23 protein-coding genes are annotated in these 24,241 nt (G+C 66.1%); 11 read left to right on the forward strand and 12 right to left on the reverse strand.

Going from position 1 to position 24,241, the window contains the following annotated elements; genetic code table 11:
- Positions 1 to 77: 77 nt before the first annotated feature.
- From AACH32_RS14080 to AACH32_RS14095, 4 genes are all read right to left on the reverse strand, one after another.
- Positions 78 to 917, reverse strand: a complete 840-nt coding sequence (locus AACH32_RS14080; RefSeq protein ID WP_338600728.1) for a rhodanese-like domain-containing protein — start codon at positions 915 to 917, stop codon at positions 78 to 80.
- A gap of 19 nt (positions 918 to 936) precedes the next feature.
- Positions 937 to 1,731 carry a sterol desaturase family protein gene (locus AACH32_RS14085; protein WP_338600730.1) on the reverse strand — a complete coding sequence of 265 codons (795 nt, stop codon included), beginning with the start codon at positions 1,729 to 1,731 and terminating at the stop codon, positions 937 to 939.
- A 48-nt stretch (positions 1,732 to 1,779) separates the two neighbouring features.
- The gene (locus tag AACH32_RS14090) at positions 1,780 to 2,217 is read right to left on the reverse strand and encodes a hypothetical protein (RefSeq protein WP_338600732.1); all 438 of its coding nucleotides are present in this window, start codon (positions 2,215 to 2,217) and stop codon (positions 1,780 to 1,782) included.
- 163 nt (positions 2,218 to 2,380) lie between these two features.
- Positions 2,381 to 2,809, reverse strand: coding sequence for an iron-sulfur cluster assembly scaffold protein (locus tag AACH32_RS14095; RefSeq protein ID WP_338600735.1), 429 nt, complete (start codon positions 2,807 to 2,809; stop codon positions 2,381 to 2,383).
- A 342-nt stretch (positions 2,810 to 3,151) separates the two neighbouring features.
- Here AACH32_RS14095 and AACH32_RS14100 point away from each other — a divergent pair, with 342 nt between their 5' ends.
- From AACH32_RS14100 to AACH32_RS14115, 4 genes are read left to right on the forward strand one after another with little or no spacing between them, the layout of a single operon-like run.
- Complete coding sequence (locus tag AACH32_RS14100) at positions 3,152 to 3,799, forward strand: CerR family C-terminal domain-containing protein (RefSeq protein WP_338600737.1); 648 nt, start codon at positions 3,152 to 3,154, stop codon at positions 3,797 to 3,799.
- Positions 3,796 to 5,244 (forward strand): efflux transporter outer membrane subunit, encoded by a 1,449-nt coding sequence (locus tag AACH32_RS14105; protein WP_338600739.1) that lies wholly within the window; start codon positions 3,796 to 3,798, stop codon positions 5,242 to 5,244. Before AACH32_RS14100 ends, AACH32_RS14105 begins: the two co-directional genes overlap by 4 nt.
- A 6-nt stretch (positions 5,245 to 5,250) precedes the next feature.
- On the forward strand, positions 5,251 to 6,426 hold the full coding sequence (locus tag AACH32_RS14110) for an efflux RND transporter periplasmic adaptor subunit (protein WP_338600742.1): 1,176 nt from the start codon (positions 5,251 to 5,253) through the stop codon (positions 6,424 to 6,426).
- A gap of 3 nt (positions 6,427 to 6,429) precedes the next feature.
- Complete coding sequence (locus tag AACH32_RS14115; RefSeq protein ID WP_338600744.1) at positions 6,430 to 9,582, forward strand: efflux RND transporter permease subunit; 3,153 nt, start codon at positions 6,430 to 6,432, stop codon at positions 9,580 to 9,582.
- A gap of 340 nt (positions 9,583 to 9,922) precedes the next feature.
- Here the strand turns inward: AACH32_RS14115 and AACH32_RS14120 are convergent, their stop codons facing one another.
- Entirely contained in the window at positions 9,923 to 11,191 is a 1,269-nt protein-coding gene (locus tag AACH32_RS14120) for a radical SAM protein (protein ID WP_338600746.1), read from the reverse strand.
- Positions 11,192 to 11,303: 112 nt separating this feature from the next.
- Here AACH32_RS14120 and AACH32_RS14125 point away from each other — a divergent pair, with 112 nt between their 5' ends.
- Genes AACH32_RS14125 through AACH32_RS14140 form a run of 4 tightly spaced genes read left to right on the forward strand, consistent with a single transcriptional unit; the run spans position 11,304 to position 14,451 of the window.
- A complete protein-coding gene (locus AACH32_RS14125) occupies positions 11,304 to 12,512 on the forward strand; it encodes an NAD(P)/FAD-dependent oxidoreductase (RefSeq protein ID WP_338600748.1) in 1,209 nt (402 codons plus the stop codon).
- Entirely contained in the window at positions 12,512 to 12,826 is a 315-nt protein-coding gene (locus AACH32_RS14130; RefSeq protein ID WP_338600751.1) for an FtsB family cell division protein, read from the forward strand. Before AACH32_RS14125 ends, AACH32_RS14130 begins: the two co-directional genes overlap by 1 nt.
- Before the next feature lie 16 nt (positions 12,827 to 12,842).
- On the forward strand, positions 12,843 to 13,400 hold the full coding sequence (efp, locus tag AACH32_RS14135) for an elongation factor P (RefSeq protein WP_338600754.1): 558 nt from the start codon (positions 12,843 to 12,845) through the stop codon (positions 13,398 to 13,400).
- On the forward strand, positions 13,393 to 14,451 hold the full coding sequence (locus AACH32_RS14140) for a hypothetical protein (protein WP_338600757.1): 1,059 nt from the start codon (positions 13,393 to 13,395) through the stop codon (positions 14,449 to 14,451). Before efp ends, AACH32_RS14140 begins: the two co-directional genes overlap by 8 nt.
- A gap of 138 nt (positions 14,452 to 14,589) precedes the next feature.
- Here the strand turns inward: AACH32_RS14140 and AACH32_RS14145 are convergent, their stop codons facing one another.
- The 3 genes from AACH32_RS14145 to AACH32_RS14155 all read right to left on the reverse strand — a co-directional run bounded on the left by AACH32_RS14145 (position 14,590) and on the right by AACH32_RS14155 (position 17,501).
- On the reverse strand, positions 14,590 to 16,341 hold the full coding sequence (locus tag AACH32_RS14145; protein ID WP_338600760.1) for a glutamine--tRNA ligase/YqeY domain fusion protein: 1,752 nt from the start codon (positions 16,339 to 16,341) through the stop codon (positions 14,590 to 14,592).
- Between the two features lie 158 nt (positions 16,342 to 16,499).
- On the reverse strand, positions 16,500 to 16,742 hold the full coding sequence (locus tag AACH32_RS14150; protein ID WP_338600762.1) for a HigA family addiction module antitoxin: 243 nt from the start codon (positions 16,740 to 16,742) through the stop codon (positions 16,500 to 16,502).
- A 123-nt stretch (positions 16,743 to 16,865) separates the two neighbouring features.
- The gene (locus AACH32_RS14155; protein ID WP_338600764.1) at positions 16,866 to 17,501 is read right to left on the reverse strand and encodes an L-fuculose-phosphate aldolase; all 636 of its coding nucleotides are present in this window, start codon (positions 17,499 to 17,501) and stop codon (positions 16,866 to 16,868) included.
- A gap of 208 nt (positions 17,502 to 17,709) precedes the next feature.
- On the opposite strand from AACH32_RS14155, the gene AACH32_RS14160 reads away from it, so the two are divergent.
- On the forward strand, positions 17,710 to 18,399 hold the full coding sequence (locus AACH32_RS14160) for an MBL fold metallo-hydrolase (protein ID WP_338600766.1): 690 nt from the start codon (positions 17,710 to 17,712) through the stop codon (positions 18,397 to 18,399).
- Between the two features lie 53 nt (positions 18,400 to 18,452).
- Here AACH32_RS14160 and recR read toward each other — a convergent pair whose 3' ends face one another.
- The 4 genes from recR to AACH32_RS14180 all read right to left on the reverse strand — a co-directional run bounded on the left by recR (position 18,453) and on the right by AACH32_RS14180 (position 22,136).
- Positions 18,453 to 19,046, reverse strand: coding sequence for a recombination mediator RecR (recR, locus tag AACH32_RS14165; RefSeq protein WP_338600768.1), 594 nt, complete (start codon positions 19,044 to 19,046; stop codon positions 18,453 to 18,455).
- Positions 19,047 to 19,057: 11 nt separating this feature from the next.
- Entirely contained in the window at positions 19,058 to 19,378 is a 321-nt protein-coding gene (locus tag AACH32_RS14170; RefSeq protein ID WP_350341519.1) for a YbaB/EbfC family nucleoid-associated protein, read from the reverse strand.
- Positions 19,378 to 21,102 carry a DNA polymerase III subunit gamma/tau gene (gene dnaX / locus AACH32_RS14175; RefSeq protein ID WP_338600771.1) on the reverse strand — a complete coding sequence of 575 codons (1,725 nt, stop codon included), beginning with the start codon at positions 21,100 to 21,102 and terminating at the stop codon, positions 19,378 to 19,380. Before dnaX ends, AACH32_RS14170 begins: the two co-directional genes overlap by 1 nt.
- A 149-nt stretch (positions 21,103 to 21,251) precedes the next feature.
- Positions 21,252 to 22,136: a hypothetical protein gene (locus tag AACH32_RS14180; protein ID WP_338600774.1), complete on the reverse strand. Its 885-nt coding sequence runs from the start codon at positions 22,134 to 22,136 to the stop codon at positions 21,252 to 21,254.
- Positions 22,137 to 22,270: 134 nt separating this feature from the next.
- Between AACH32_RS14180 and AACH32_RS14185 the strand changes: the two genes are divergently transcribed.
- A complete protein-coding gene (locus tag AACH32_RS14185) occupies positions 22,271 to 22,573 on the forward strand; it encodes an MTH1187 family thiamine-binding protein (RefSeq protein WP_338600777.1) in 303 nt (100 codons plus the stop codon).
- 66 nt (positions 22,574 to 22,639) lie between these two features.
- On the forward strand, positions 22,640 to 23,947 hold the full coding sequence (locus AACH32_RS14190) for a M48 family metalloprotease (RefSeq protein WP_338600779.1): 1,308 nt from the start codon (positions 22,640 to 22,642) through the stop codon (positions 23,945 to 23,947).
- The last annotated feature ends 294 nt before the right edge of the window (positions 23,948 to 24,241 follow it).

The raw sequence follows: 24,241 nt of genomic DNA on the forward strand, positions 1-24,241 counted from the left end.
CTCCGACCCTCGTTTAAAACATCACGGCCCCACCGCCAAAGCGGTGGGGCCGTTGCCGTTAAAGGGGAATTTGGCGGTTAGTCCGCCTGCAACTTCTCCAGCATCTGGCCCAGGGCCTTGAGGTGGCTCTTCTCCTCGTCGCCCAGCTCTTGCAGCAACTCCCGGCTCTGGGGAGTGCGCATTACCTGGGCCAGGCGCAGGTACAGGTCCAGGGCCTGGGTCTCCAGGCCCATGGCCAGCATCACCGCCTCGGTCCGGTCGGCTGAGGCGCCCTGGTGCTCGGCCACGAACTCCTCCACCTTCCAGCCGCCCTCCATGAGAGGGGCCTCCCCCTGGGCGTCCAGATCGTGGCCCTCGCGCTCCGGCGCGGGCAGCTCCTCCCAGGCCCCGCGCAGGCGCTCCATGTGGCGATCTTCAAAGCCGGCCAGCCGCTCATAGAGCCGGGCCAACTCGGCGTCCGAGGTGGCCTGGGCCAGGGCCCCGTAACAGGCCCGCAAGCCCCGCTCCAGGGAAAAGGCGGCGGCCAGCACCTGGGCCGGGCTGTCGCCGGGGTCCATGATCTCCAGACCCCAGGCCTGGGGGCCCCGGGCGGTTTCCCCGTCCCAGGCCTTGATGCCGCCCTCCAGGTTGTAGACCTCCTTGTAGCCTTGGCCTTGCAACAGTTGGGCCGCCGCCCGGCTGCGTCCGCCCACCGCGCAATAGGTCACCACCGGCTTGTCGCGGTCCACTTCGTCCAGGCGGCCCGGCAGCTCGGTGATAGGGATGAGCTTGGCCCCCGCCAGATGACGGCCTTCATATTCCCCCGGCTGGCGTACGTCCAACAGGGTGTACTCGTCCTCACGGTGCTCGTCGCGGTATTTGCGCAGGGCGTCGGGGCTCAGGTTGGGGGCGCGGCGAAACAGCTCCTTGAATTTCATGACAAGCCTTTCCAGAATGCTAGCGCACGTAATGGGCGAAGGGCATGACCAACAAGTGGCCCAGGCCCAGCTTCTTTTCGTCGAAGTGGCCGCCCACCCCTATCTTGATGCGCTCCTGATTCACGTCGTGCAGGAGAGTGCCCAGAAGGCGGTCCCAGACGCTCAGGATGGTGCCGTAGTTGGTGTTGCGCTCGTTTATCTTTACCGAGTGGTGGATGCGGTGCATGGAGGGGGGCACGAAAAGCCACCACCATATCCGCTCGAACCAGGCCGGGGCCTTGAGGCTGCTATGCTGAAACTGGGCGGCCAGCACCAGGCTGGACTCGAAGACGAGCACCCCCAGGAAATCGGCCCCCACAAAAAACACCAGGCCCAGCTTGATGGACTCGCTGATGAACAACTCGCCCAAATGAAAGCGGGTGGCCGAGGAAACGTCCATGTTCAGGTCCGTATGGTGCACCCGGTGGAAACGCCAAAACAGGGGCACCACGTGGTTGAGCAGGTGCCAGACCCATAGCAACAGGTCCAGGAAAACCACGGTGACCACCACCTTGGCCCAATAGGGCAAGGGGGTGAGGTTGAGCAGGCCGAGGTGGTTGCGGGTGACATAGGCGCTGACCGTCAGGACCGCCCCGGCAAAGATAATACGCATTGCCAGGCTGTTGAACACGGTGATGCCCAGGTTGACGAACCAGCGCTTGGTCTTGCTCACCGACGGCCGGCGGTAGGCCACGGCCAACTCCAGGAGCAGAAAAAACACCAAGCCGCCCATGAAGATGCTCATGCGCCAGATGACGAACTCGCTGGGCGACAAACTGCTCCTCCGTTAGCCATGGGCAAACCCCGGCCGTGGACGTTGGGCCTACTGTAATTCGGCCATGGCCTTTTTGTAGGCCTCTTTCAGGTTCTCCAGGGCCTTTTCCAACTCGGGCTTGGCCTGGGCCCAGGCCTCGGCGCTGGCGTCCTTCATGGCCGCCATCTTCTCTTGCACCGCCTTTTGCTTTTGTTGCAAGTCGGCCAGCACCTGCTTGGCCTTCTCCTGGCCCGCGGCGGCCTGCTCCTTGGCCTTGGCCATGAGTTCGTCGCCCTGCTTCATGAGCGAGTCGTACTGTTCGCTGAACTTGGCCATGAGCTCGTCTTTTTGTTGCTTGCTGTAGGCCACGGCCGTGTTCACCGCCTCCTGGGCCTGTTTCTTCACCTGCTCGGCGGTCACCTTCTGCTCGTCATCCCCGCTGCAACCGGCCAGAGCCAACAAAGCCACGGCCACAATCGCGGCGGTGAGGCAAACCAAACGCTTCACGAAATCCTCCAAGTTGGATGTTTGAGTTGGCGGTCCATGGTCCGGACGCGGGACCGGCCAAGCCATGGCTAGGCGCCGACCGCGCGGGGGCAAGACCGCCACTACTTATTATGCAGGAATAAATGGGGGGAAACCAAATTTTGGGCTGGTCAGGCCCTCCGGCTCAGCGGTTGCCGTATACGGCTTTCCAAGGAGCCTGCTTTTTCTTGTAATAATCGCGCAGGGCCGCCTTGAGGGTCACCGCGGCCAAGACCGCACAGTGGCGATGGGGCTTTTCCAGGCCGCCCAGCTCCGCCTCCACCTCGTCGGCCCCCACCTGCAGGGCCTGGCTGACCTGACGGCCCTTGATAAGGCTGGTCATGGCGCTGCCGCAGGCCACGGTGTGCAAACATCCATCAGTGAGGAAACGGGCGTCGGTGATCACCTCGTCCTGCACCCGCAGATATAACTCGATGCTGTCACCGCAGGTTCCCGAGGGATTGGCGTAGCCGTCCGGATGAGGCAATGCCCCCAAATTGGCCGGGGTCAAGGCATGGGTCAAAAACTGGTCGCTGGTGCGCCCCAGGCTATCGTCCTCGTAATGCTCGCTCAACTTGCTTCCTCCTCGCTTCGCAAACCCGTGGGTGGCGTATAAAAAATATCCCCCCAGGGCATCCGATGCATATATTTTTTGCGCGTCCTGGCGGCCCCTACCGGGCCATAAACACTATCACTCGGAATTTATTGTCAAATTATCCATAAATCTTTAGAAAAACTGTGGCATGTATCGTGCTTCACCAGGGGCCGACACCCGTTTGGAAAGGCATGATCGCTAATTAGCAAAGCTTGGAGTGGCGGTCAATGATCCCCGCAAGAAAGCCGGCCGATAAAAATGTCCGCATCCTTGACATACGAACAATCGTTTGATACAAACGTTCGTATTGGAGGAGCATCCATGAGCCAAACTCAAACCAGGCAGGCCGACCCCACCCGCGAGCGGCTGTTGAACGAGGCGGAGCGGCTGTTTGCCGGCAAGGGCTACGATGCCGTAAGCCTCAGGGAGATCACCACCGCGGCCGGCACCCATCTGGCGGCGGTGAACTACCATTTCGGCAGCAAGGAAAACCTGTACCTGGAGGTTTTTCGCCAGCGCTGGGCCCAGCGGACCCGCCAAATCCAGGCACCCTTGCGGGAATTGGCCCAGCGCGATAGCTTCACTCCCGAGGAGTTGGTGCGCACCATGGCCAAGGCCTTTTTGGCCGGTCCGCTGACCGACCGCGAGCGCATGCTCCACTCCCAACTCATCGCCCGGGAGATGGGCCAGCAATCCAAGGCCTTCAAGCTCATATCCGAGGAGGCCATGGCGCCCTTCATGGAGCTGGGCATCGGCATGTGGCGGCGCTGCCTGCCCCAGGAGATTGAAATCGACCGCATCAAGTTGATCATGCTTTCCATTTTCGCCCAGGTGCTCTATTTCAATTTCGCCCGCCCGGTGGTAAGCATGGCCACCGGTCGCAAGTACGACCCGGAGTTCGTGGAACTTATCGTGGATCACATTACCCGCTTCGCCTTGTGCGGGCTCAACGGGAACCAAATCCAATGAAGCGTCGTTTCACCTGGGCCCTCGCACCCCTGGCCCTGGGCCTGCTCTTGGCCGTGGCCGGTTGCATCAAGGTGGGGCCCGACTACCAGCGTCCCGACTTCGCCTTCAAGGTGCCCCAGACCTATGATCAGGCCAAGAGCAAGGTCCCCTATCACGAGTTGGACCGCTGGTGGGAGCAATTCGGCGACCCCCAGCTCAACCAGGTCGTAGGGGACGTGCTCAAAAACAACCTGGACCTGCAGGAAACCGCCGGGCGGGTGTTGGAGCTCAGGGCCTCTTTCGTGCAAAGCCGGGCCGCGCGCTTTCCCACGGTCAACCTGAACGGCTCGGGCAAGAAGCAGCGCACCACCACCGCCTTGAACTTGCCCACCAACCAGACCACCGGCTATGAGCTGGAAACCTACCAGCTTTCCCTGGCCGCCAGCTTCGAGGTGGACCTCTGGGGCAAACTGGCCCGGTCCGAGGACGCGGCCAGGGCCAGCCTGTTGCAAGCCGAGGAAAGCCGCCGCACCGTGGCCCAGACCGTGGTCAGCTCCGCGGTGACCGGCTATTTCAATATCCGGGCCATCCAGCGGCGCCTGGTGGTCAACCAAAACAGCATCGAGGCCTACACCAGGAGCGTGGAGTTCGTGGAAGGCCGCTATCGCCGGGGCCTGACCAGCGCCCTGGATCTGCGGCAGGCCCGGCGCTCCCTGGCCCAGGCCAAGGCGGCCACCCCCGCCCTGGAGCAGGAGCTGGGCCTGGCCCAGCAACAGTTGGCCGTGCTCTTGGGCCGCTACCCCGAGATCAAACCCGACCCGGACCCGGGCATCGACTACCTGGCCCGCATGCGGCCGGTGCCTCCGGGCCTGCCCTCGGAGCTGCTCCTGCGCCGCCCGGACCTAAAGGCCGCCGAGGCGGGGCTCAAGTCCCTCAGCGAAAAGATCGGCGTGGCCCGGGCGGCCCGCTTCCCCTCCATCACCCTCACCGGAGGCTACGGCTACGCGGACAACGCCCTGCACAGCCTGTTCACGCCGGCCAACGAGCTTTGGAACCTGGCCCTGGGCCTGACTCAGCCGATTTTCAACGCGGGCAGCCTGGCCGCCCAGGAAGAGGCCGCCCGGGCCCGCTACGCCCAGGGGGTGTCGGTCTACGCCAAGACGGTGCTCAACGCCTTTGCCGAGGTGGAGGGCGCCTTGTTCAGCCGGCAGCAGCAGGAAATAAGGCGCCAGTTGCTCAAGGACGCGGCGCGGGAGGCGGCGGCCACCCAGAGCACGGCGCAAAACCGCTACATCCACGGCCTGCAGGATTATCTGTCCGTGCTGGACGCCCAACGCACCCGCTACAACCTTGACGACCAGCTGGTGCAAAACGAGCTTTCCGTATTAACCAATCGCGTAACCTTGTACCGGGCCTTGGGCGGTGGCTGGGCCAAGCCCCCGGCCCTGGCCAAGGCGGAGAAGTAGACGATCATGGCCGTCAGGAAAAAAGTCCTAGGGCAAATCATTTTGGTGGTTGTGCTGCTGGTCGCGGGCACGGCGGCCCTGGCCGCCTTTGTGCTCAGCAAAAAGCCCCCGGCGCGCAAAACGGCCCAGGTGGTCAGCCCCCTGGTGCGCGTAATGGAGGTGGCCAGCCGGCCGGTGGAGGTCACCGTCCAGGGTGAAGGCACCGTGATTCCCATGACCCAGCCGGTGCTGTCCGCCGAGGTGGCCGGGCGGGTGGTCTACGTGTCTCCCCACCTGGTGGCGGGCGGTTCGTTCAAACAGGGCGAGCTGCTCCTTAAAATAGAGCAAAGGGACTACCAACTGGCCCTGACCCTGGCCCAGGCCTCGGTGAAGGCGGCCGAGACCAGCCTGCAGACCACCAGGGAGGAAGCGGCCAGCGCCAGGGAGGAATGGCATCTGCTCAACAAGGACAGCGACAACAAGATGGGCGAACCGCCCTCTCTTTTGATCAAGGAACCGCAGATAGCCCAATACAAGTCCAGCCTGGAGGCGGCCAAGGCCCAGGTGGAACAGGCGCGCCTGAACCTGGCGCGCACCGAGGTGCGCGCCCCCTTTGACGGACGGGTGGTCGCCGAAAACGTGGACCTGGGCCAATACCTGGCCAAGGGAGGCGTCATCGCCACGGTGTTTTCCACCGAGGCGGCGGAGATCAACGTGTACATCGAGGACCACGACTTGGCCTGGCTGAACGTTCCCGGCCTGACCACCCACGACAAGCAGGGCTCTCCCGCCGTGGTCAGCGCCGAGTTCGCCGGTAAGCAGATGTCCTGGCAAGGCCGGGTGGTGCGGGCCCTGGGCCAGGTGGACTCCAGCACCCGCCTGGTGGGCGTGGTGGTGCGCGTAGACAACCCCTATTCCACCCTGCCCCCCCTGGCCATGGGCGCCTTTGTCAAGGTTCGCCTGGTGGGCCACACCCTGCCCCGGGCCACCCTCATCCCCCGCGCCGCCCTGCACCAGGGCGACGTGGTGTGGCTGGTGGATGCGCAGGGCAAGCTGCGCTTCACCAAGGTCACGGTGGCCCGTATGCGAGGCGACCAGGTCCTGCTGGATCCCGGTCTGCCCCCGGGCTCCAAGCTGGTCACCACCAGCCTGCGCGAGGTCAGCGACGGCATGCAGGTGCGCACCACCGGGCAGGAGGGTTAAGCCATGAAACGCATCATCGCCTGGTTCGCGCATAACCATGTGGCCGCGAACCTGCTGATGATTTTCTTTCTCCTGGCCGGGGCGGTCACCGCCCTGACCATGAAGCTGGAGGTGTTTCCCGAGACCAGCCTGGACACCATCACCATCAGCGTGGAGTACCGCGGAGCCAGCCCCGCCGAGGTGGAAGAAGGGGTGATCCGGCAAATAGAGGAGAACATCGCCGGGCTGGCCGGCATCCGGCGCATCGATTCCAAGGCCGTGGAGGGCATGGCCACCATCATCATCGAGGTGGTCAAAGGCTGGGATCTGCAAAAGCTCCTGGACGAGGTGAAAAGCGAGGTGGATCGCATCACCACCTTGCCCGACGAAGCGGAGAAACCGGTAATACGCGAAACCACCCGGCGCACCCAGGTGTTGTGGGTGGCCCTGTTCGGCGACGTGCCGGAGGCCAGCCTCAAGGCCATCGCCCAGCGCATGAAGGACGACATCACCGCCCTGCCCGACGTCACGGTGGCTGAGCTGTTCGGGGTGCGCGACAGCGAAATCCACATCGAGGTCTCCGAGCAGACCCTCCGGCGCTACAACCTCACCCTGAAAAGCGTGGCCAACGCGGTGGCCCAGGCCAGCCTGGATTTGCCCGGCGGCAGCGTGAAGACCGAGGGCGGCGAGGTGCTGGTCAGGGCCAAGGGGCGCAAATACCTGGCCAAGGAATACTACGACGTACCCATCATCACCAGGACCGACGGCAGCAAGGTCACCCTGGGCCAGATCGCCCAGATCAAGGAGGGCTTCCAGGACGACCAGGAGATGTTCGCCCGCTTCAACGGCAAGCCCGCCATCCTGATCCAGGTGTACCGGGTGGCCGACCAGAACGCCCTGGACGTGGCCAGCGAGGTCAAGGGCTACGTGGCCAAGGTCCGCCCCGAGCTGCCCGCCGGGGTCAACGTGGACTTCTTCAGCGACCGCTCCAAGATCCTCAAGAGCCGTATCGATCTTCTGCTCAGGAACATGGCCCAGGGCCTGGTCCTGGTGGTGCTGGTGCTGGGCCTGTTCCTCAGCGCCCGCCTGTCCTTCTGGGTCACCTTGGGCATACCCATATCCTTCCTGGCGGCCATCTGGGCCCTGCCCTTTGCCGACGTGTCCATAAACATGATCAGCCTGTTCGCCTTCATCATGGTTCTGGGCATCGTGGTGGACGACGCCATCGTGGTGGGGGAGCAGGTCTTCACCTTCCGGGAAGAAGGCATGGAGCCCATGCAGGCCTCCATCGAGGGCACCACCATCATCGGCAAGCCGGTGATCTTCTCGGTGCTCACCACGGTGGCCGCCTTCATGCCCCTGATGCTGGCCGGCGGCATGATGGGCAAGATCATGCGCAACATACCCGTGGTGGTCATCTCGGTGCTCATAGCCTCGCTCATCGAATCCCTGTTCATCCTGCCTTCCCACCTGGCCGGCTCCAAGGTAAAGGCGCGCAAGGATGGCAAGGAAAAACGCAGCGTCCGCCTGCTCAGGCGTTTCATCCGCGGCCCCTATTACAAGACCCTGGATTTTTGCCTGCGCTGGCGCTATGCCACCCTGGCTTCGGGCATCGTGGTACTTTTGGTGGCCTTGGGCCTGGTGATGGGCGGCTACATCAAGTTCACCCTGTTCCCGGTGGTGGAGGGCGACCTGCTCACCGCCAACCTGGAGCTGCCCGCCGGAGCGCCGCCCGAGCAGACCACCCAGGTGGTGGACAAGCTGGAGAAGTCCATTAAAAGGGTGCTCGCCGATGCTGACGAGAAGCGGCCCCAGGGATCGGAGCCCCTGCACAAGTACACCGTGAGCCTGGTGGGGATGAGCACCGGCGGCCGCGCCAGCCACAGCGGGGGGTCCTCCAGCGCCGGAGGCAACCTGGCCACCGTGTTCGTGGAGCTTTTGGAGGGCGAAAAGCGCAACATGAGCACCAAGGGCCTGGTGGCCGAATGGCGCAAGGAAACCGGCCAGGTGCCGGAGGCGGAGTCGCTGTCGTTCACCGGCGAGATGTTCAGCCCCGGCAACCCCATCGAAGTGCACCTTTCCGCGCCCAACGAGGAGGAGCTGATCACCGCGGCCGACGAGCTCAAGGCCAAGCTGGCCACCTACTCCGGGGTCTTCGACATCGCCGACAGCTTCACTCTCGGCAAGTGGGAGATGCAGCTCAAGCTGAAGCCGGCCGCCCGCAGCCTGGGGCTGACCTTGCAGGATCTGGCCCAGCAGGTGCGCTACGCCTTCTACGGGGCGGAGGCTCTGAGGCTGCAGCGCAACGAGGACGAGGTCAGGGTGTTGGTGCGCTTCCCGGAAAGCGAGCGGCGCACCCTGAGCGACGTGCGCCAGATGCGCATTCGCACCGCCACGGGCAAGGAGGTGCCCTTCAGCCAGGTGGCCGAGGTCACCATGACCAGGGGCTACACCAGCGTGGACCGGGCCCAGCGGCGGCGGGTCATCAAGGTGACCGCCGACGTGAACACTGATTTGGCCAATGCCAGCGAGCTCAGGGCCTGGCTGGAAAAAACGGTCTTGCCGGAGATGGAGGCCAAGTACAAGGGCCTGCGCTATACCATGGAGGGAGCGGGCCGCGAGGAGCGCGAATCCTTGAGCGACGTGCTTAGCGGCTTCGTCCTGGCCCTGTTCCTCATCTACGCCCTGCTGGCCATCCCCTTCCGCTCCTTCAGCCAGCCCATCATCGTCATGGCCGCCATTCCCTTCGGCCTGGTGGGAGCCCTGGCCGGGCACTTCATCATGGGCCTGGGCACCAGCCTGTTGAGTTTGTTCGGCATGGTGGGCCTCACCGGCGTGGTGGTCAACGACTCCCTGGTCTTGATCGACGCGGCCAACCGCCTGCGCGACGCGGGCATGACCCCCGGCGAGGCCATCCGCGAGGCTGGGCCCATGCGCTTCAGGGCCATCATCCTCACCTCTCTGACCACCTTCGGCGGCCTGGCCCCCATCATCTTCGAGCGCAGCCTGCAGGCCCAGTTCCTCATCCCCATGGCCGTGAGCCTGGGCTTCGGAGTGCTGTTCGCCACGGGCATCACCCTGCTGTTGATCCCCTGCGGCTACCTGATGCTCGACGACATCCACGCCATCATCGACCGCCTGCGGGGCCGCGCCCCGGTCCCGGCCGAGGACGACTAGGCCGCTTCGCCAACAACGTCTACGCCCCGCCTCATTATCGAGGCGGGGTGTTTTTATTGGTCAACCAGGTTAGAGGCGTGGGCGTGGCGAAGCCGAACCGGCACAGCCAGGGTGGGTCAGGAAAGGCGACAGCCGAACGAGGAACGCAGGCATAGTATGCCTTCGCCGAGGGTCACAAGCCGTTCCCTAGACAACATGAAGCTGCCGGGCAAGGCCGACCGGCACAGCCAGGCGCCGCAGGGCAAGGCGGCAGCCGAACGAGGGACGCAGGCGTAGTACGCCTACGCCGAGGACCAAGTGATGGCGACAACGCAGCCATGCGGGGTCTGGCGAAGCCGGACTAGAGCTTGGGGTTGAAATAACCATGCTTAAGCCGCGGAAAGCGCCGCCGCAGGCCGTCGATCATCTCGGCGATGCCCAGACGCTCCTGGGGCGGGGTGAGGCCCAGGGTGCGCAGATAAATCTCGGGATCGATGTTCAGGTTGCGCCACTGGATCAGGTCCAGGCCGGTCTCGGCCACCAGGTCGGCGATGGCCTGGGCCTCTTCCGGGCGGTCGGTCACCCCGGGCATGGTCAGCAGGTTCAGCGAGGCGTGGCCTCCGGCGGCCTTGACCACCTTGATGGACTCCACGGCATCGGCCAGGGACCAGCCTCGCGGCTGGTAATAGGCCTGGTGCCGCTCGCGGATGAGGCTGTTCACCGACACCCGGATGGAGCTGAGGCCCGCATCCATGAGCCGAGCCACCACGTCGGGCAGGGAACCGTTGCTGTTGAGGTTGATGGTGCCCTGGGGCACCCGCTGGTGGATGCAGCGGATGGACTCCTCCAGCAGCTCGCCCTGGGTGAGGGGTTCGCCTTCGCAGCCCTGGCCGTAGCTTACCAGCGGGTCCAGGGCGGTGCTGAAGTGGTGCATGGCCACTTCCACCACCTCCTCCACCGTGGGGGTGAAGGCGATGCGCTCCTGGGTGACCGGGAAGGGGCCCTCGGGCTGGCTGGAGATGCAGCCCAGGCAGGAGGCGTTGCAGGTCCCGGCCGTGGGCAGGGGGGCCTCCCAGCGGCCCAGCATGAGGTTGCGCGCCGCCGGGCAGCCGTAGCCCATGGCGCAGTGGCCCAGGTGCTGCATCAGGCGGTTGTGGCGGAACTTGCGCAGCAGGCGGCGGCCCGCCTCCTGCAGGCGCTGGGGCGGGGGAAACTTGTCCGGATCCTGCCGGGGCAGCGGGTCCACCCGGATGGCGGTGGCCACCAGGCGCTCTTTGGACAGGCCCACCGCCGCGTAGGCGAACAGGGGCAGCACGGGCGCGCCCGCCTGGGTCTGGAAGGCGCTCCACAGTGTGGCGGTGTGGGCCGGGGCCAAGAAGGCGGCCACGGCGCTAACCTTGGCCGCCCCGTTGGCCGGATCGCGCTCCAGCACCTCGAAGCCGCCGTTTTCGTCCACTCCCACCGGCAGGCGCCCCGGCAGCAGAAACAGTTCGCTGCCCGGCGGCAGGGGGATGCATTGGTTTTCGGCCACCGGCTCCCAGCGCCCTCCGGCCGAGCCGGCCATGCCCATTCCGGGATGGTCCAGGATGTTGCCCTGGCCGTCGGCGTATAAAAGTCGGGGGGTGGACATGGGACCTCCGGTGTGCGATGGGGACGTAATGCAACCCTTGCAAGGATAAGGCCGTGTTTACCATGCCCCGCCCCGGCGGGCAAGGGCAGGCGCTTGTGGCCGGAACCCCGGCGTGCTAAATCTTGGGGCCATGGAGCGCGAGTTCGACGCCATAATCGCGGGGTTGGGCCCGGCGGGAGCCGCCGCAGCGCTGGAGCTTTGCCGCGCCGGGGCCAGGGTGTTGGTCCTGGACGGCTCCGCCGGCCGCGGCAAGCCCTGCGGGGGTTGCCTGTCGGCCCGGGGCCTGGAGGCCCTGGCCTGGCTGGAGCCCCCCGCCTGGCTGAGGGCCTATCCGGTACGCCGCTTGTGGATCGGCTATCCGGGCCGCCCGGCGGCGGCGCATACTTCGTCGCGCCCGGGGGCCTATCTGGTGGAACGCGGCCGCCTGGACCAGTGGCTGGCCCGGCAGGCGCGGGGGGCCGGGGTCACGGTGGTAGAGTCCAGGGCCCGGGGGGTGGCGCGCCAAGGGGACATCTGGCGGATGGAGGCGGACGGTGGCCCCTGGCGGGCCCGTTGGCTTTTGGACGCCGGCGGGGCGCGCTCCCTGGTCTCCCGCCGTTTGGGCCTGGAGGGGGGCGGCTGGCGTTTCGCGGCCCTGGTGCGCGAGATTCCCCTGCCTGAGCGCCTGCGCCCGGCGCTGTCCGAGGCGGCCTTTCTGGAGCTGGGCGGGGTGGCCGGGGGCTATGGCTGGGCCTTTGACCGGGGCGGGGTGCTCAACCTGGGCATCGCCGGCCTCCTGGGGCGCGACCAGGGGGGAACCGGCGGCCTTAGGCGGCGCTGGGAGGCCTTCACCCGCCGCCTGGGCCTGTCCGGCGTGGGCGCCCCGCGGGGGGCGCTGATCCCCTGCCCCCACCGACGGCGGATAAGGGTGTGCGGCGAGGGTTGGGCGGCCCTGGGCGACGCCGCCGGGCTGGCCGACCCGGTACTGGGCGAGGGCATCGCCCAGGCGGTGGTCTCGGGACGCTTGGCCGCCCAGGCGGTGTTGGCGGGCGACCTGGGCCTGTATCAGCGGGCGGTGGAAGACACCCTGCTGCGGGATCATTGCCACTCGCGCCTGCTGGCCCGGCTCATCTACCGCGTGCCCCAGGTTTTCCACGCCTTGGCCCGGCGGCGTCCCGGCGGGGTGGAGTTGGGCTTCAACTGGCTCAGGGGAGAGATGGCGCCGGGTGACATTTGGCTCTGTCTGCTGCGCGGGCTCACGGGTTTGTCCCCGCTGCTTGATTCTTACCCGGCCTCATACTATAGTTCACCCCTGGTTCCCAGACCAAACCGGAGGGGTTGATGGCCTCCAGCGAACGTTCGCGCTTGTGGTGGCCGCTGATTCTGGCCGCGGTGCTGGTTCTGTGCGCCCTGGTGCTTTGGCGCGGCGTGGCCAAGCTGACCGGCCTGCAAGAGGAGCTGGCCGCCGCCCGCCAGACCAACGCCCGACTGGACAAGGAAAATCGGGCCCTGTACCGCCAGGTGCAGCGCCTGAGGCAAGATAAAACCGCCCTGGAGCGGGCGGCCCGCCGGGACATGGGCCTGGTGGGCGATGACGAGGTGGTCTACAGCGGACCGGGCAAGAAGGCCCCGGCCCAGCGGCCACCGGAAAAATGAAACTGGAGACGATTCCATGTACAGCACGGCAGAGTTTCGCCGCGGCCTTAAGATCGAGATCGACGGCAAGCCCTATACCATCGTGGAGTTCCAGCACGTAAAGCCGGGCAAAGGCGGCGCCTTTGTGCGCACCAAGCTCAAAAACTTGGAAACCGGGCAGGTGCTGGAACAGACCTTCCGCTCCGGGGCCAAAGTTGACATCCCCAACCTGGAAGAGAACAACGTCCAGTATCTCTACCAGGACGGCGACAGCTACGTGTTCATGGACAACGATACCTATGACCAGCTTTTCATCGCCGAGGAATACCTGGGCGACGCGGTGGACTACCTGAAGCCCAACATCGACGTCAAGGTGGTGTTCTTCAACGGCAAGCCCATAGGGGTCGAGCTGCCCATCACCGTGGAGCTGGAGGTCACCGATACCGAGCCCGGCCTAAAGGGCGACACCGCCACCGGCGCCACCAAGAACGCCACCCTGGAGACCGGCCTGGTGGTGCAGGTGCCCCTGTTCATCGAACAAGGCGAGGTGCTCAAGATAGACACCCGCACCGGAGAGTACCTGGAGCGTGCCTGATAACTTCAAGCCCGGCTTTACGGCCACCGGTATAGGAACCCTGCCCCACCGCGACCCCCAGGCCGCGGTGAGCGACGTGCTTACCCGCCTGGACGAAATGCCCTACTGGCCCCAGTTGCCCCAGCGCGACCCGGCCGAGGACATGACCCCCCAGTACGCCCCGGCCCTGGAGCCCCTGGTGAGCGCCACCCCCGGCACCCGCCAGGTCAAGGTATTCGGCGGCCTGGGGCGCGAAGAGGCCCTGGCCGCCTTTTACGAGCGCCTGTTGGGCGGCTCGCTGGAGTCCTTTGATCTGCAACCAGCCATGGCCGCAGGCTACTTCGCCTTTTTGGAAGCCCTGAGCCAAGCCCCGGCCGGAGCCTTCCCCTGGCTAAAGGGCCACGTCACCGGGCCCATCACCATGGGCCTGGGGCTGGCCGGGCTCGATGAAAAGGCCCTGCTCTACGACGACGAGGTGGCCGAGGCCATCGCCCGGGGGCTGGGCGCGGCGGCGGCGGCCCAGGCCCGGCGCCTGGGGGCCACGGGACGCCCGGTGATGATCTTCTTCGACGAGCCGGGGCTCTCCGGCTTTGGCAGCGCCTTCACCCCCATCAGCCGTGAAAGGGTGCTGGCCCTGCTGGGCGCCGCCTTTGAGGAGGCCCGGGGACGGGCCGACATGGTCATCGGGGTGCACTGCTGCGGCAACACCGACTGGTCCCTGCTGGTGGACGCCGGGGCCGACGTACTCAACCTGGATTCCGAGGGCTACAGCCGCCATCTGCTGCTCTACCCCGAGTCGGTGCGCACCCTCTTGGAGCGGGGCGGGGCCGTGGCCTGGGGCGCGGTGCCCACCGCCGAGTACAAGGGCAACGAGACCGCCAAGGGCCTGTGGGCCGGCCTGCACGAGCTGCTGCGGGCCTTGGAAGAGAAGGGACTGCCCCACGACCTGCTGGCCTCCCAGGCCCTGGTCTCCCCGGCCTGCGGCATGGGCACCTTGACCGAAGATCAGGCGCGGGCCATCCTGGACCTCACCGTGCAGGTGAGCGCCCTGGCCAGGGAGCTCTACGTCTAGACCCTCGCCTTTTGACGCAACCAAGATAAAAGCCGCTCCAGCCATCGGGCCGGGGCGGCTTTGTTTTGGGCGGGCGGCCGGGGCCAACGCCGGCCCACGGGCGCGTCCCGGCAGATTATGCGCCGGGACACGCCGGGCTCACTCTTGCTTGGCCTTTTTCTTGGCCTTGCGCGCCGCGCGCTCCTGCTCGGCGGCCTCGCGCTTCTGCTGCTCCAATATCTTGGCCCAGGAATCCCTGAGGGTCACGATGCGGTTGAACACCGGCACGCCCTCGGCCGAGTCCACCGGATCGGCGCAGAAGAAGCCCTTGCGCTCGAACTGGTAGCGGCTGCCCGGCGCGGCCCCGACCAGGCTGGGCTCCACCACCGCCTGGGGCATGAGCACCATGGACTCGGGGTTGAGGAACTCCTTGTAGTCGCGGTCCTTGAAGGCGCCGGGATTGGCCACGCTGAACAGCCGGTCGTACAGGCGCACCGGGGCCCTGAGGCCGTGGCGGGCCGACACCCAGTGCAGGGTGCCCTTGACCTTGCGGTCGTCGGGGGCCCAGCCGCCCCGGGTCTCGGGGTCGTAGGTGCAGCGCAACTCCACGATCTCGCCCTGGTCGTTTTTGACCACCTCGTCGCAAGTGACCAGATAGGCCCAGCGGAGGCGCACCTCCTGGCCCGGAGCCATGCGCCAGAACTTCTTGGGCGGATCCTCCATGAAGTCTTCCCGCTCTATGAAAAGCTCCCGGCAGAAGGGCACATCACGATAGCCCATGGCCGGGGGGTTGTCCGGGAAGTAGGGGGCCTCGAATATCTCTTCCTGGTCTTCGGGATAGTTGGTGATCACCACCTTGATGGGGTCCAGCACCCCCATCACCCGGGGGGCCTTTTCGTTCAGGTCGTCGCGCACCGCCTTTTCCAGCCAGTACATGTCGATCCACGATTCTTTTTTGCCCACCCCGATGCGCTCGCAGAACAGGCGTAGCGACTCGGGGGTGAAGCCCCGGCGGCGCATGCCGCGGATGGTGGGCATGCGCGGATCGTCCCACCCCTCCACGTAGTGTTCCTTGACCAGCTCCAGCAGCTTGCGCTTGCTCATCACCGCGAACTCCAGGTTGAGCCTGGCGAACTCGATCTGCTGGGGATGATAGATGTCCAGCTGGTCCAGGACCCAGTCGTAGAGCACCCGGTTGTCCTCGAACTCCAGGGTGCAGATGGAGTGGGTGATGCCTTCGATGGAGTCGGAGATGCAGTGGGTGAAGTCGTACATGGGGTAGATACACCACTTGTCCCCGGTGCGGTGGTGCACGGCCCGGCGGATGCGGTACAGGGTGGGGTCGCGCATCACCAGGTTGGGGTGGGCCATGTCGATCTTGGCCCGGAGCACCCGGGAGCCGTCGGCGAACTCGCCGGCCTTCATACGCTGGAACAGGTCCAGGTTTTCTTCCACCCCGCGCTCGCGGTAGGGGCTGTCCGTGCCCGGCTCGGTCAGGGTCCCCCGGTGGGCCCGGATCTCTTCGGCGCTCAGGTCGTCCACATAGGCCTTGCCGTCGCCGATGAGCTTGATGGCGAACTCGTAGAGCTGGTCAAAGTAGTTGGAAGCGTAGTAGAGGTGCTCGCCCCAGTCGAACCCCAGCCAGTGCACGTCCTCGATGATGGAGTCCAGGTACTCCTGCTCCTCCTTGGAGGGGTTGGTGTCGTCGAAGCGCAAGTGGCAGCGTCCGCCGTAGTCGGCGGCCAGGCCGAAGTTCAGGCAGATGCTCTTGGCATGACCGATGTGCAGATAACCGTTGGGCTCGGGTGGGAAGCGGGTCACCACCTTGCCCCCGAAACGCCCGCCGCGGTTGTGTTCATCGATGATGTTGCGAATAAAATTGGAAGGAGAGGCGCTCTCACCCGTGGCCATTTTGGGGGCTCCCTTCGTCAAAACGGATTAACCGGGCGGGGTTATCACCAACACCCGCCACGGCGACATTTGTAGCACGCCGGAGCATAAATCTCCACCAGGCAGTGGGTGGAGCAAGCTTGGATTGTTGGGAAAAATCTCGTCGGGCCCTGAAGGGCCTATTGGTCGTAGCGCACTTGCAGGCGCAACCAGTAGTCCACCGGTTGGTCATAGTGCTGGGCCAGCTTGTGGGCCAAGGCCCGGCACAAGGGCGATTCACCGTTAACCACCCTCTGCAGCATACCCTGGGGCACTTTCATCCGGCGGGCCAGACGGCTGATCGTCTCCTGCTGGGGCAGCAGGTACTGATCCAACAACACGTGGCCCGGATGCATGGGATGGGGGGTCTCTTTTTGGTACATGGTCATCACTCCTTGCACACTTATAGGGTAGCAAGGCTTGACCTTGAGGACAAGAAAATGCTATTAAAATTAATTTTCCTGCATATTGAATAGATTAGACAGCATCGCCTAGTTGGGTGGCGGCTATTGCCGGCCGTAGGTGGCGAACTTGGCCAATACCTCGCGCATCTGCCCCTCGCTCAGTATCCGGGGCTCACCCACCGCCTTGGCCTGATAATAGACCCGGGCCGCGAACTCGATCTCCTCGGCCACGGCAAAGGCCCGGGACAGGGTGTCCCCCACCGCCACCAGGCCGTGGTTGGCCAGCAGGGCGGCGTTGTAGCCTTGCATGGCCTCTGCCACCGCCCGGGCCAACTCCGGGGTGCCGTAGGTGTGGTAAGGAGCCAGGGGCACCTTGGGCCCGGCGAAGCCCACCAGGTAGTGGGCCGGGGGCAACTCCCAGCCCAGGCAGGCCAGGGTGGTGGCATAGGGCGAATGGGTGTGCACCACCGCGTTGACCTCGGGCCGCTCTTGGTACAAGGCCAGGTGGAAGCCCAACTCGCTGGAGGGGCGGCCGGGGCCGTCCACCTGGTCTCCATCCAGGTCCACCAGCACCACCCGGCCGGGGGTGATCTCCAAGTAGTCTTCCCCGCTGGGGGTGATAGCCAACAGGCCCCGCCGCCGGTCCACCAGGCTCAGGTTGCCGCCGGAGCCGGTGGTCAGCCCGCAAGCCAGCAACTTACGCCCGAATTCCACCACCAGTTTTCTCTGCTCGAGCATGCGCATAGCATCGTCTCCTTGGCCCACGGGCCCACTATAACACGGTGGCGCCAAGCCGCCCCCAGGCCTCTCTCCGGCAAGCTAACCAAAGGTTTATATGCCCCAAGGCCTTCTTTCGCCGCCCCCGGTCGTGCTAGCTTTAGAAAGAACAACCTAGGCGTCCAGGAAGGAGGCCTCGCCCCGAGATCATCAAAAGGAGAAAGCCTCGATGAACCAGGACCGCAAACCTAGGAGGTTGGCATCCGGCGTGTTCATGGTGGGGGGGCCGGACCTTACCGATCCGCGTGATTGTCTTTGTTATTTGGTCGACGGCCCCCAGGCCAGGGTGTTGATCGACTGCGGGGCCGGTCCCAGAGCCCACGCCATTTTGGAAATGGCGGTGGCCGCCGTGGACAAGGCACCCACCCATCTGCTGCTCACCCACGCCCATATCGACCACGCCGGGGGCGCGGCCGAGATAAAGCGGCGCACCGGTTGCCGGGTCATCATCCACACCGACGACGCCCAAGTCTTGGCCGACGGGGACACCAAGCGCTCCGCCGCCGACTGGTACGGCCTGGCCCTGGAGCCCTTGGAGGCCGACGAGGTGCTGGGGGGCGACGGGGCCATCGCCCTGTCGGACCAGGAGAAGCTCCATATCCTACACACCCCCGGCCATACCCCCGGCTCGCTGGCCGCCTGGTGTCTGACCGACGGCCTCAAAGTGCTCTTCGGCCAGGACGTGCACGGCCCCTTTGCCCCGGCCTTCGGCTCAAACCTGGACCAGTGGCGCGACTCCATGCAGCGCTTGCTGGAGCTCAATGCCGACATGTTGGCCGAGGGGCATTTCGGGGTGTTCCGGCCCGCCGACGAGGTGCGCGCCTTCATACAAGAGCAACTGGAATCCCACCAGGACTAAGCCCCAAGCCAAAGGCCGGGCCAAAGGCCCGGCCCGTCTGCGTCAGGGCCGGCTCAGCTCAGCTTGCGGCGGGACTCCAGGGAGCGGCTCAGGGTGAGCCCGTCCATGTACTTGAGGTCCCCGCCCACCGGCATGCCGTAGCCCAGGCGGGTCACCACCGCGCCGCAGCCCGCCAGGGAGCGGGCCACCAGGTCGGCGGTGGCCTCCCCCTCCACGGTGGGGTTGGTGGCGATGATCACCTCGCGCACCCCGCCCTGCTTGACCCGGCGCACCAACTCGCGCAGGCGCAGGGCCTCGGGCCCCACCCCGTCCAGGGGCGACAGGGCGCCCGAGAGCACGTGGTAGCGGCCTCGATAGGAGCCCGCCGCCTCCAGGGCGGCCAGGTCGGCCGGGGTCTCCACCACGCAGATGCTCTGTGCGTCGCGGTTGGGGTCGGCGCAAATGGGGCAGGGATCGCTTTCGGTGAGGTTGAAGCACACCCCGCAAGCCTTCACGGCGCCCACCCCGGCCACGGCCCGGGCCAGGGCCTGCACCTCCGCCGCCGGGGCCCGCACCAAAAACAGGGCCAGGCGCTCGGCGGTCTTGGAGCCGATGCCGGGCAGGCGGCTCAGGGCGGTGATGAGGTTGTTTACCGCCTTGGGATACATGGCGCCGCCAGTTAGGTAAGGCCGGGGATGTTCATCCCGCCGGTGAGCTTACCCATCTCCTCCTGGGTCATCTCCTGGGCCCGGCGCTGGGCCTCGCCCACGGCGGCCACCACCAGGTCGCAGAGCATTTCCACGTCCTCGGGGTCCACCACCTCGGGGTCCAGCTTGAGACGCAGCAACTCGCCCTTGCCGTTGACCACGGCTTCCACCATGCCGCCGCCGGAAGAGGCGTTCACTTCACGCGCTTCCAGCTCCTGCTGCATCTTGAGCATCTGCTCTTGCATCTTCTGGGCCTGCTTCATCAGGTTGCCCATGCCGCCTCGGGGGATCATCAATCTTGCTCCGTGGATAGAGGGTTGGTTGTTTCGTTGGTTTCGGCCGGGTTGAGGGCCACCACCTCGGCCTCGAAAACCTCGGCCGCCTGGCGCACCACCGGGTGATCGGCCAGCTCGGCCGCGGCCGCCGCCCGGGCCGCCGCCCGGGCCTGGTGGTCCGGGGCCTGCACCGTTTCGGCGGAAGCCGCCAGGCGCACCTGGGGGGCCTGATCCCACAGCTCGCCGGCCATGCGGTTCAGACGTTGTTGGTTCCTCTCGGTGGCGTAGCTGGCCGCGATGGCCCCCGCGGGCAGGGTAACCTTGAGCAGCCCGTCCTCCAGCTTGGCCGTGGCCCGCCCCAGGTAGGAGGCCAGGGCCGGTTGCTGCTGCTCAGCGTAGCGCACCAACTCCTTGAGCATGCCCGCCGCGTCGCCCGGTTGGGCGGCCGAGGCCTGCTTGGGAGCGGGGGCCGAATCCGGGGCGGGAGCTTGGCGGGCCGGGGCCGGGCGCGCTTGGGCCGCCGAGGCCGGTTTGCCGCCCCGGGCCGCGGGAGCGGCCGGGGCCGGCTGGCTGGGAGGCCGGGAGGCCGTGGGCGGGGCCTCGCCGCCGCCCGCCCGCTCCAGGCCGGAGATGATCTCGGCCAGGCTCACCACCGGCTTGACCTGGGTGAGTTTGAGCAGGGTCATCTCCATGACCAGGCGGGGCTGGGAGGCCCGGCGGAACAGGTCTTCGCTGGCCGCCAGGTGACCGAAAATCTCGTGCAGGGTCTCGGGGCTGTGCGGCGCGGCCTGCTCGCGCAGGGCGGCCATCTCCTCGGGGGTCAGCCCGAACAGCTCCGCCCCCTGGGGCGCGGCCTTGGCGGCGGCCAGGTTGCGGAAGTGTTCCTGCAGCGAGCCGTAAAAGGCCTGCATCTCGCCGCCGGCCGCATAGACCTGGCTCACCAGGTCCAGCACCTCGCCCGCCTCGCCGGCCAGCACCGCCTGGGCCGTGGCCACCACCAGCTCGCGGTCCACCAGGCCCAACAGCTCCACCACCTCGGCGTGGCTCATGGAGGGCTTGTCCGCAGCCAAAACCTGGTCCAACAGGCTAAGCGAGTCGCGCACGCTGCCGTCGGCCTCGCGGGCCATGAGGGCCAGGCTTTCGGCGGGCAGGCTGAGGCCCTCGGCGGCCAGCACCTGGCGCAAATGCTCGGCCAGCACCCGAGGGGGCAGGCGCCTGAAATCGAAGCGCTGGCAGCGGCTGAGGATGGTCAGCGGCACCTTGTGCACGTCGGTGGTGGCCAGAATGAACACGGCGTGCTCGGGCGGCTCCTCCAGGGTCTTGAGCAAGGCGTTGAAGGCCGCCTTGGAGAGCATGTGCACCTCGTCCAGGATGGTCACCCGGTAGCGCCCGGACTGGGGATGGTAGCGAATCATCTCCCGAAGCTCGCGCACGTCCTCCACCCGGGAATTGGAGGCCGCGTCGATCTCCTGCACGTCCACCGCGCGGCCCTCGCTGATCTCCAGGCAGTGCACGCACTTGCCGCAAGGGTTGGCGGTGGGGCCCTGTTCGCAGTTCAGGGCCTTGGCCAGGATGCGGGCCACCGTGGTCTTGCCCACCCCGCGCGGCCCGGTGAAGCAGAAGGCGTGGGCCAGGCGGCCGCTCTCCAGGGCCCCGGCCAGGGTCCGGGTCACGTGCTCCTGGCCCACCACTTGATCAAAGGTGGCGGGCCGGTGCTTGCGGGCCAGGACCAGATAGCTCACGCGCCCCTCCAGGGCTGGGGTGGATAATTGCCCGAAATATCAGGCTAAATTAATTGACACGCAGAAATAAAGATAGCATCGCCCGGCGGGAACTGTCAAATGGTCGCTGAAGGCCACCGCCCCCGGCACCAGCGAGAGAAAGCCACCCCTTACTCCTCGCCCTCGCCCGAGCCGCCGTCCACCGGCTCCACCGGGCCCTTGTCGGTGCGCCACAGGGGCAGCACCCGACCGCCGCCGGTGGGGGGCTTCACCTGGCGGGGCTGGCCCGCGCCGGACAGGCGCTCGCGGGTCCAGCGCTTCAGGCGGCGCTGAATCTCGCCGGGGTCGTAGAAGTGCATCCAGTCTTCCTGGTAGTGCCACAGCTCGGGCTCGCCCAGCTTAAAGGCTATTTCCACCTCTTCGGGGTCCAGGCAGGCGGGGTAGAGGTAGTCCATGTCCTTGAAGGCCCAGTCCTCGCGGGCGAACTTGATCAGGGCCATGCGGTAGCCCGGATGGCGGAAGTCCAACAGCACCTGGCCGGCCACCTGGCGCACCAGGCGGTCCTCGCCCTCGTCCATGAAGCGCTCGCCGATGACCTTGAACACGTGCTCATAGCTGTCCGGGTGCTTCAGGCCGATGGAGGCCAGGGAGCGCAAGGCCAGATCGCGGGCCGACCATCCGGCCGCCTGGTCGCGGGCCACGGCGGTTAGCCAGGGGATGGCCGAGGGCCCCACGCTGCCGAAGATGGAAGGCAGCAACTCGGTGACCCAGTCGCAGTCAAAGGCGTCGGCCCAGCGCAGGGCGGCCACCAGGGGCAACACCGCCTCGTCGCCGCCCCGAAGGCCTAGGGCGTAGGTGGCGTGCACCACCGCCCACCAGTCGGGCAGGTCGGCCAACCAGCTCTGCTTGTCCATCACCATCTGGCTCAGGTAGGGAGCCAGGCCGTCGCGGAAGGCCAGCTCCTCCGCCGCGTCCCTGGGCAGACGGTCCTCGGCGGTGAACATGGCCTCGAAAAGCTGGTCATCGGCCAGCCCGGCGTAGTAATCTCGCTCCACGGTGTACACTCCTAACCAGGAGAGCGCCAAGCGCCCGTCATGGACGCTATGCTGCCTCAATTTCAGACTATACCCCACCCCCCTGGGGCACACAACTTATCCCCGCCCCGCGGGAAGCGCCGGAGGAAGAGATCATGGCCGTAGTCCAGTTCACCATCGTCCCCCTGGGAACCAAAACCACCAGCCTGAGCGCCTACGTGGCCCAGGTGCACCAGGCCCTGGAAGACTCGGGGGTCAAGCACACCCTCACCCCCATGGGCACCGTTTTGGAAGGCCCCCTGGACGAGCTGTTGGCGGTCATCCGCCAGGTGCACGAGCTGCCCTTCCAGGCCGGTCCCTCGCGGGTGATGACCCTGATCAACATCGACGACCGCCGCGACAAGACCGGCACCATGGAGCAGAAGCTCCAGAGCGTGCGCGACAAACTGCCCAAATAGGGCTTGGGGCGCAAAACGCGATAGGCTATACTGCGGTTGATGTAAATTCCCAGGGGGAGAGCAGCCATGGTAAGCATGCGCCACCGATGTTCCTACCGTGCCGCCGCCGCGGTACTGCTCGTATTCTTCGCCATATTCCTGGCAGCTTGCGCCAAAAATCCGGTCACCGGCGAAGAACAGCTGGTGTTCATGAGCGAGAACCAGGAAATCACCATGGGGAACAATTACTACCCCCAGGTGATCCAGCTCAACAACGGCCCCGTGCCGCAAGACCCCCAGCTACAGGCTTATGTCAGCGGGGTGGGCAACAAGCTGGCCCGGCTGAGCCACCGGCCCAACCTGCCTTGGCAGTTCACGGTGGTGGACTCCAGCCAGGTCAACGCCTTCGCCCTGCCCGGAGGCAAGATCTGCATCACCCGGGGCCTCATCACCAAGATGGACAGCGAGGACGAGCTGGCCGGGGTGCTGGGCCACGAGATCGGCCACGTCACCGCGCGCCACGCGGTATCGGCCTACACCCGCCAGGTGCTCATGGCCGGGGCCATGCTGGGCCTGGCCATCGCCCTGAGCGACAGCGAATACTCGCAGGTGGCCCTGGCCGCCGCCGGGGTGGCGGGCGGCCTGATGATGCTCAGCTATTCCCGCGACCAGGAGCGCCAGTGCGACGAGTTGGGCTATGAGTACATGACCAAGGCGGGCTACAACCCCACGGCCATGGTCAACACCTTCCGGCTTTTCCAGAAGATGCAAAAGAGCGAGCCCGGAATGATCGACGGCATGCTCTCCAGCCACCCCCTGCCCCAGGAGCGCATCGCCGCCGCCGAGCAGCGGGCCCTGGCCTCGCCCCTGAGCAGCCAGCCATACAAGACCAAACAATTCCAACTTAGCCTGAAACAACAAATGCGCGTGGTCCCGGCCTACGCGGCCCTGGATAAGGGCAACGCCCTGGCCAAGAAAAAGCAATGGGGCCAGGCGGTGAGCCAATACCAAAAGGCCATCGCCCTCTATCCCCAGGAGAGCATGTTCTACTCGCGCCTGGCCATCGCCCAGATCAAGCAGAAGCAGACCGCCACGGCCCTGAGCAACGCCAAGGAAGGGGCCCGGCTGAGCGATGGCCGCTTCTACCCCAACCTGATCCTGGGCATGGTGGCCTTTGCCAACCGCGACTACAGCCTGGCCGTGGACGCCCACCGCGCGGCGGCCCAGACCATGCCCGACCACGTGATCAACAATTTTATGCTGGCCTATTCCTATGACAAGATCGGCCCGCGCTCCCAGGCGGTGACCTACTACCGCAAGGTGAAAGCGGCCTCGCCCAAGAGCGGCTACGGCAAGGCCGCCGCCAAGCGCCTTAAGCAGTTGGGCTATTACTAGGCCCCGGCTGGGGCGGGACGAGGGGCCAGGCGGGTATCGCCCGAAGGGTCATAAACGCTCAGCCACGGCACCTGGCGGCAGGCGAACCAGGGACGCAGGCGTAGTCTTTCCTACACCGAAGCTGGAGCGACGCCGACAACGCGGCATGGCGCTGCCCAACCCCCGGCGCAGCCAGGGAGGGCCAGGCAAGGCGGCGGCGAGCGCGGACCGCAGGCGTATTTTTATATACGCCGAGGCTTAAGCGATGCCGCCAACGCGGCATGGCACTTCCTGGCTAATCCCCCGGCGCAGCCA

Source organism: Desulfoferula mesophila, from assembly GCF_037076455.1.
In the GTDB taxonomy this organism is placed as follows: Bacteria; Desulfobacterota; Desulfarculia; order Desulfarculales; family Desulfarculaceae; genus Desulfoferula; species Desulfoferula mesophila.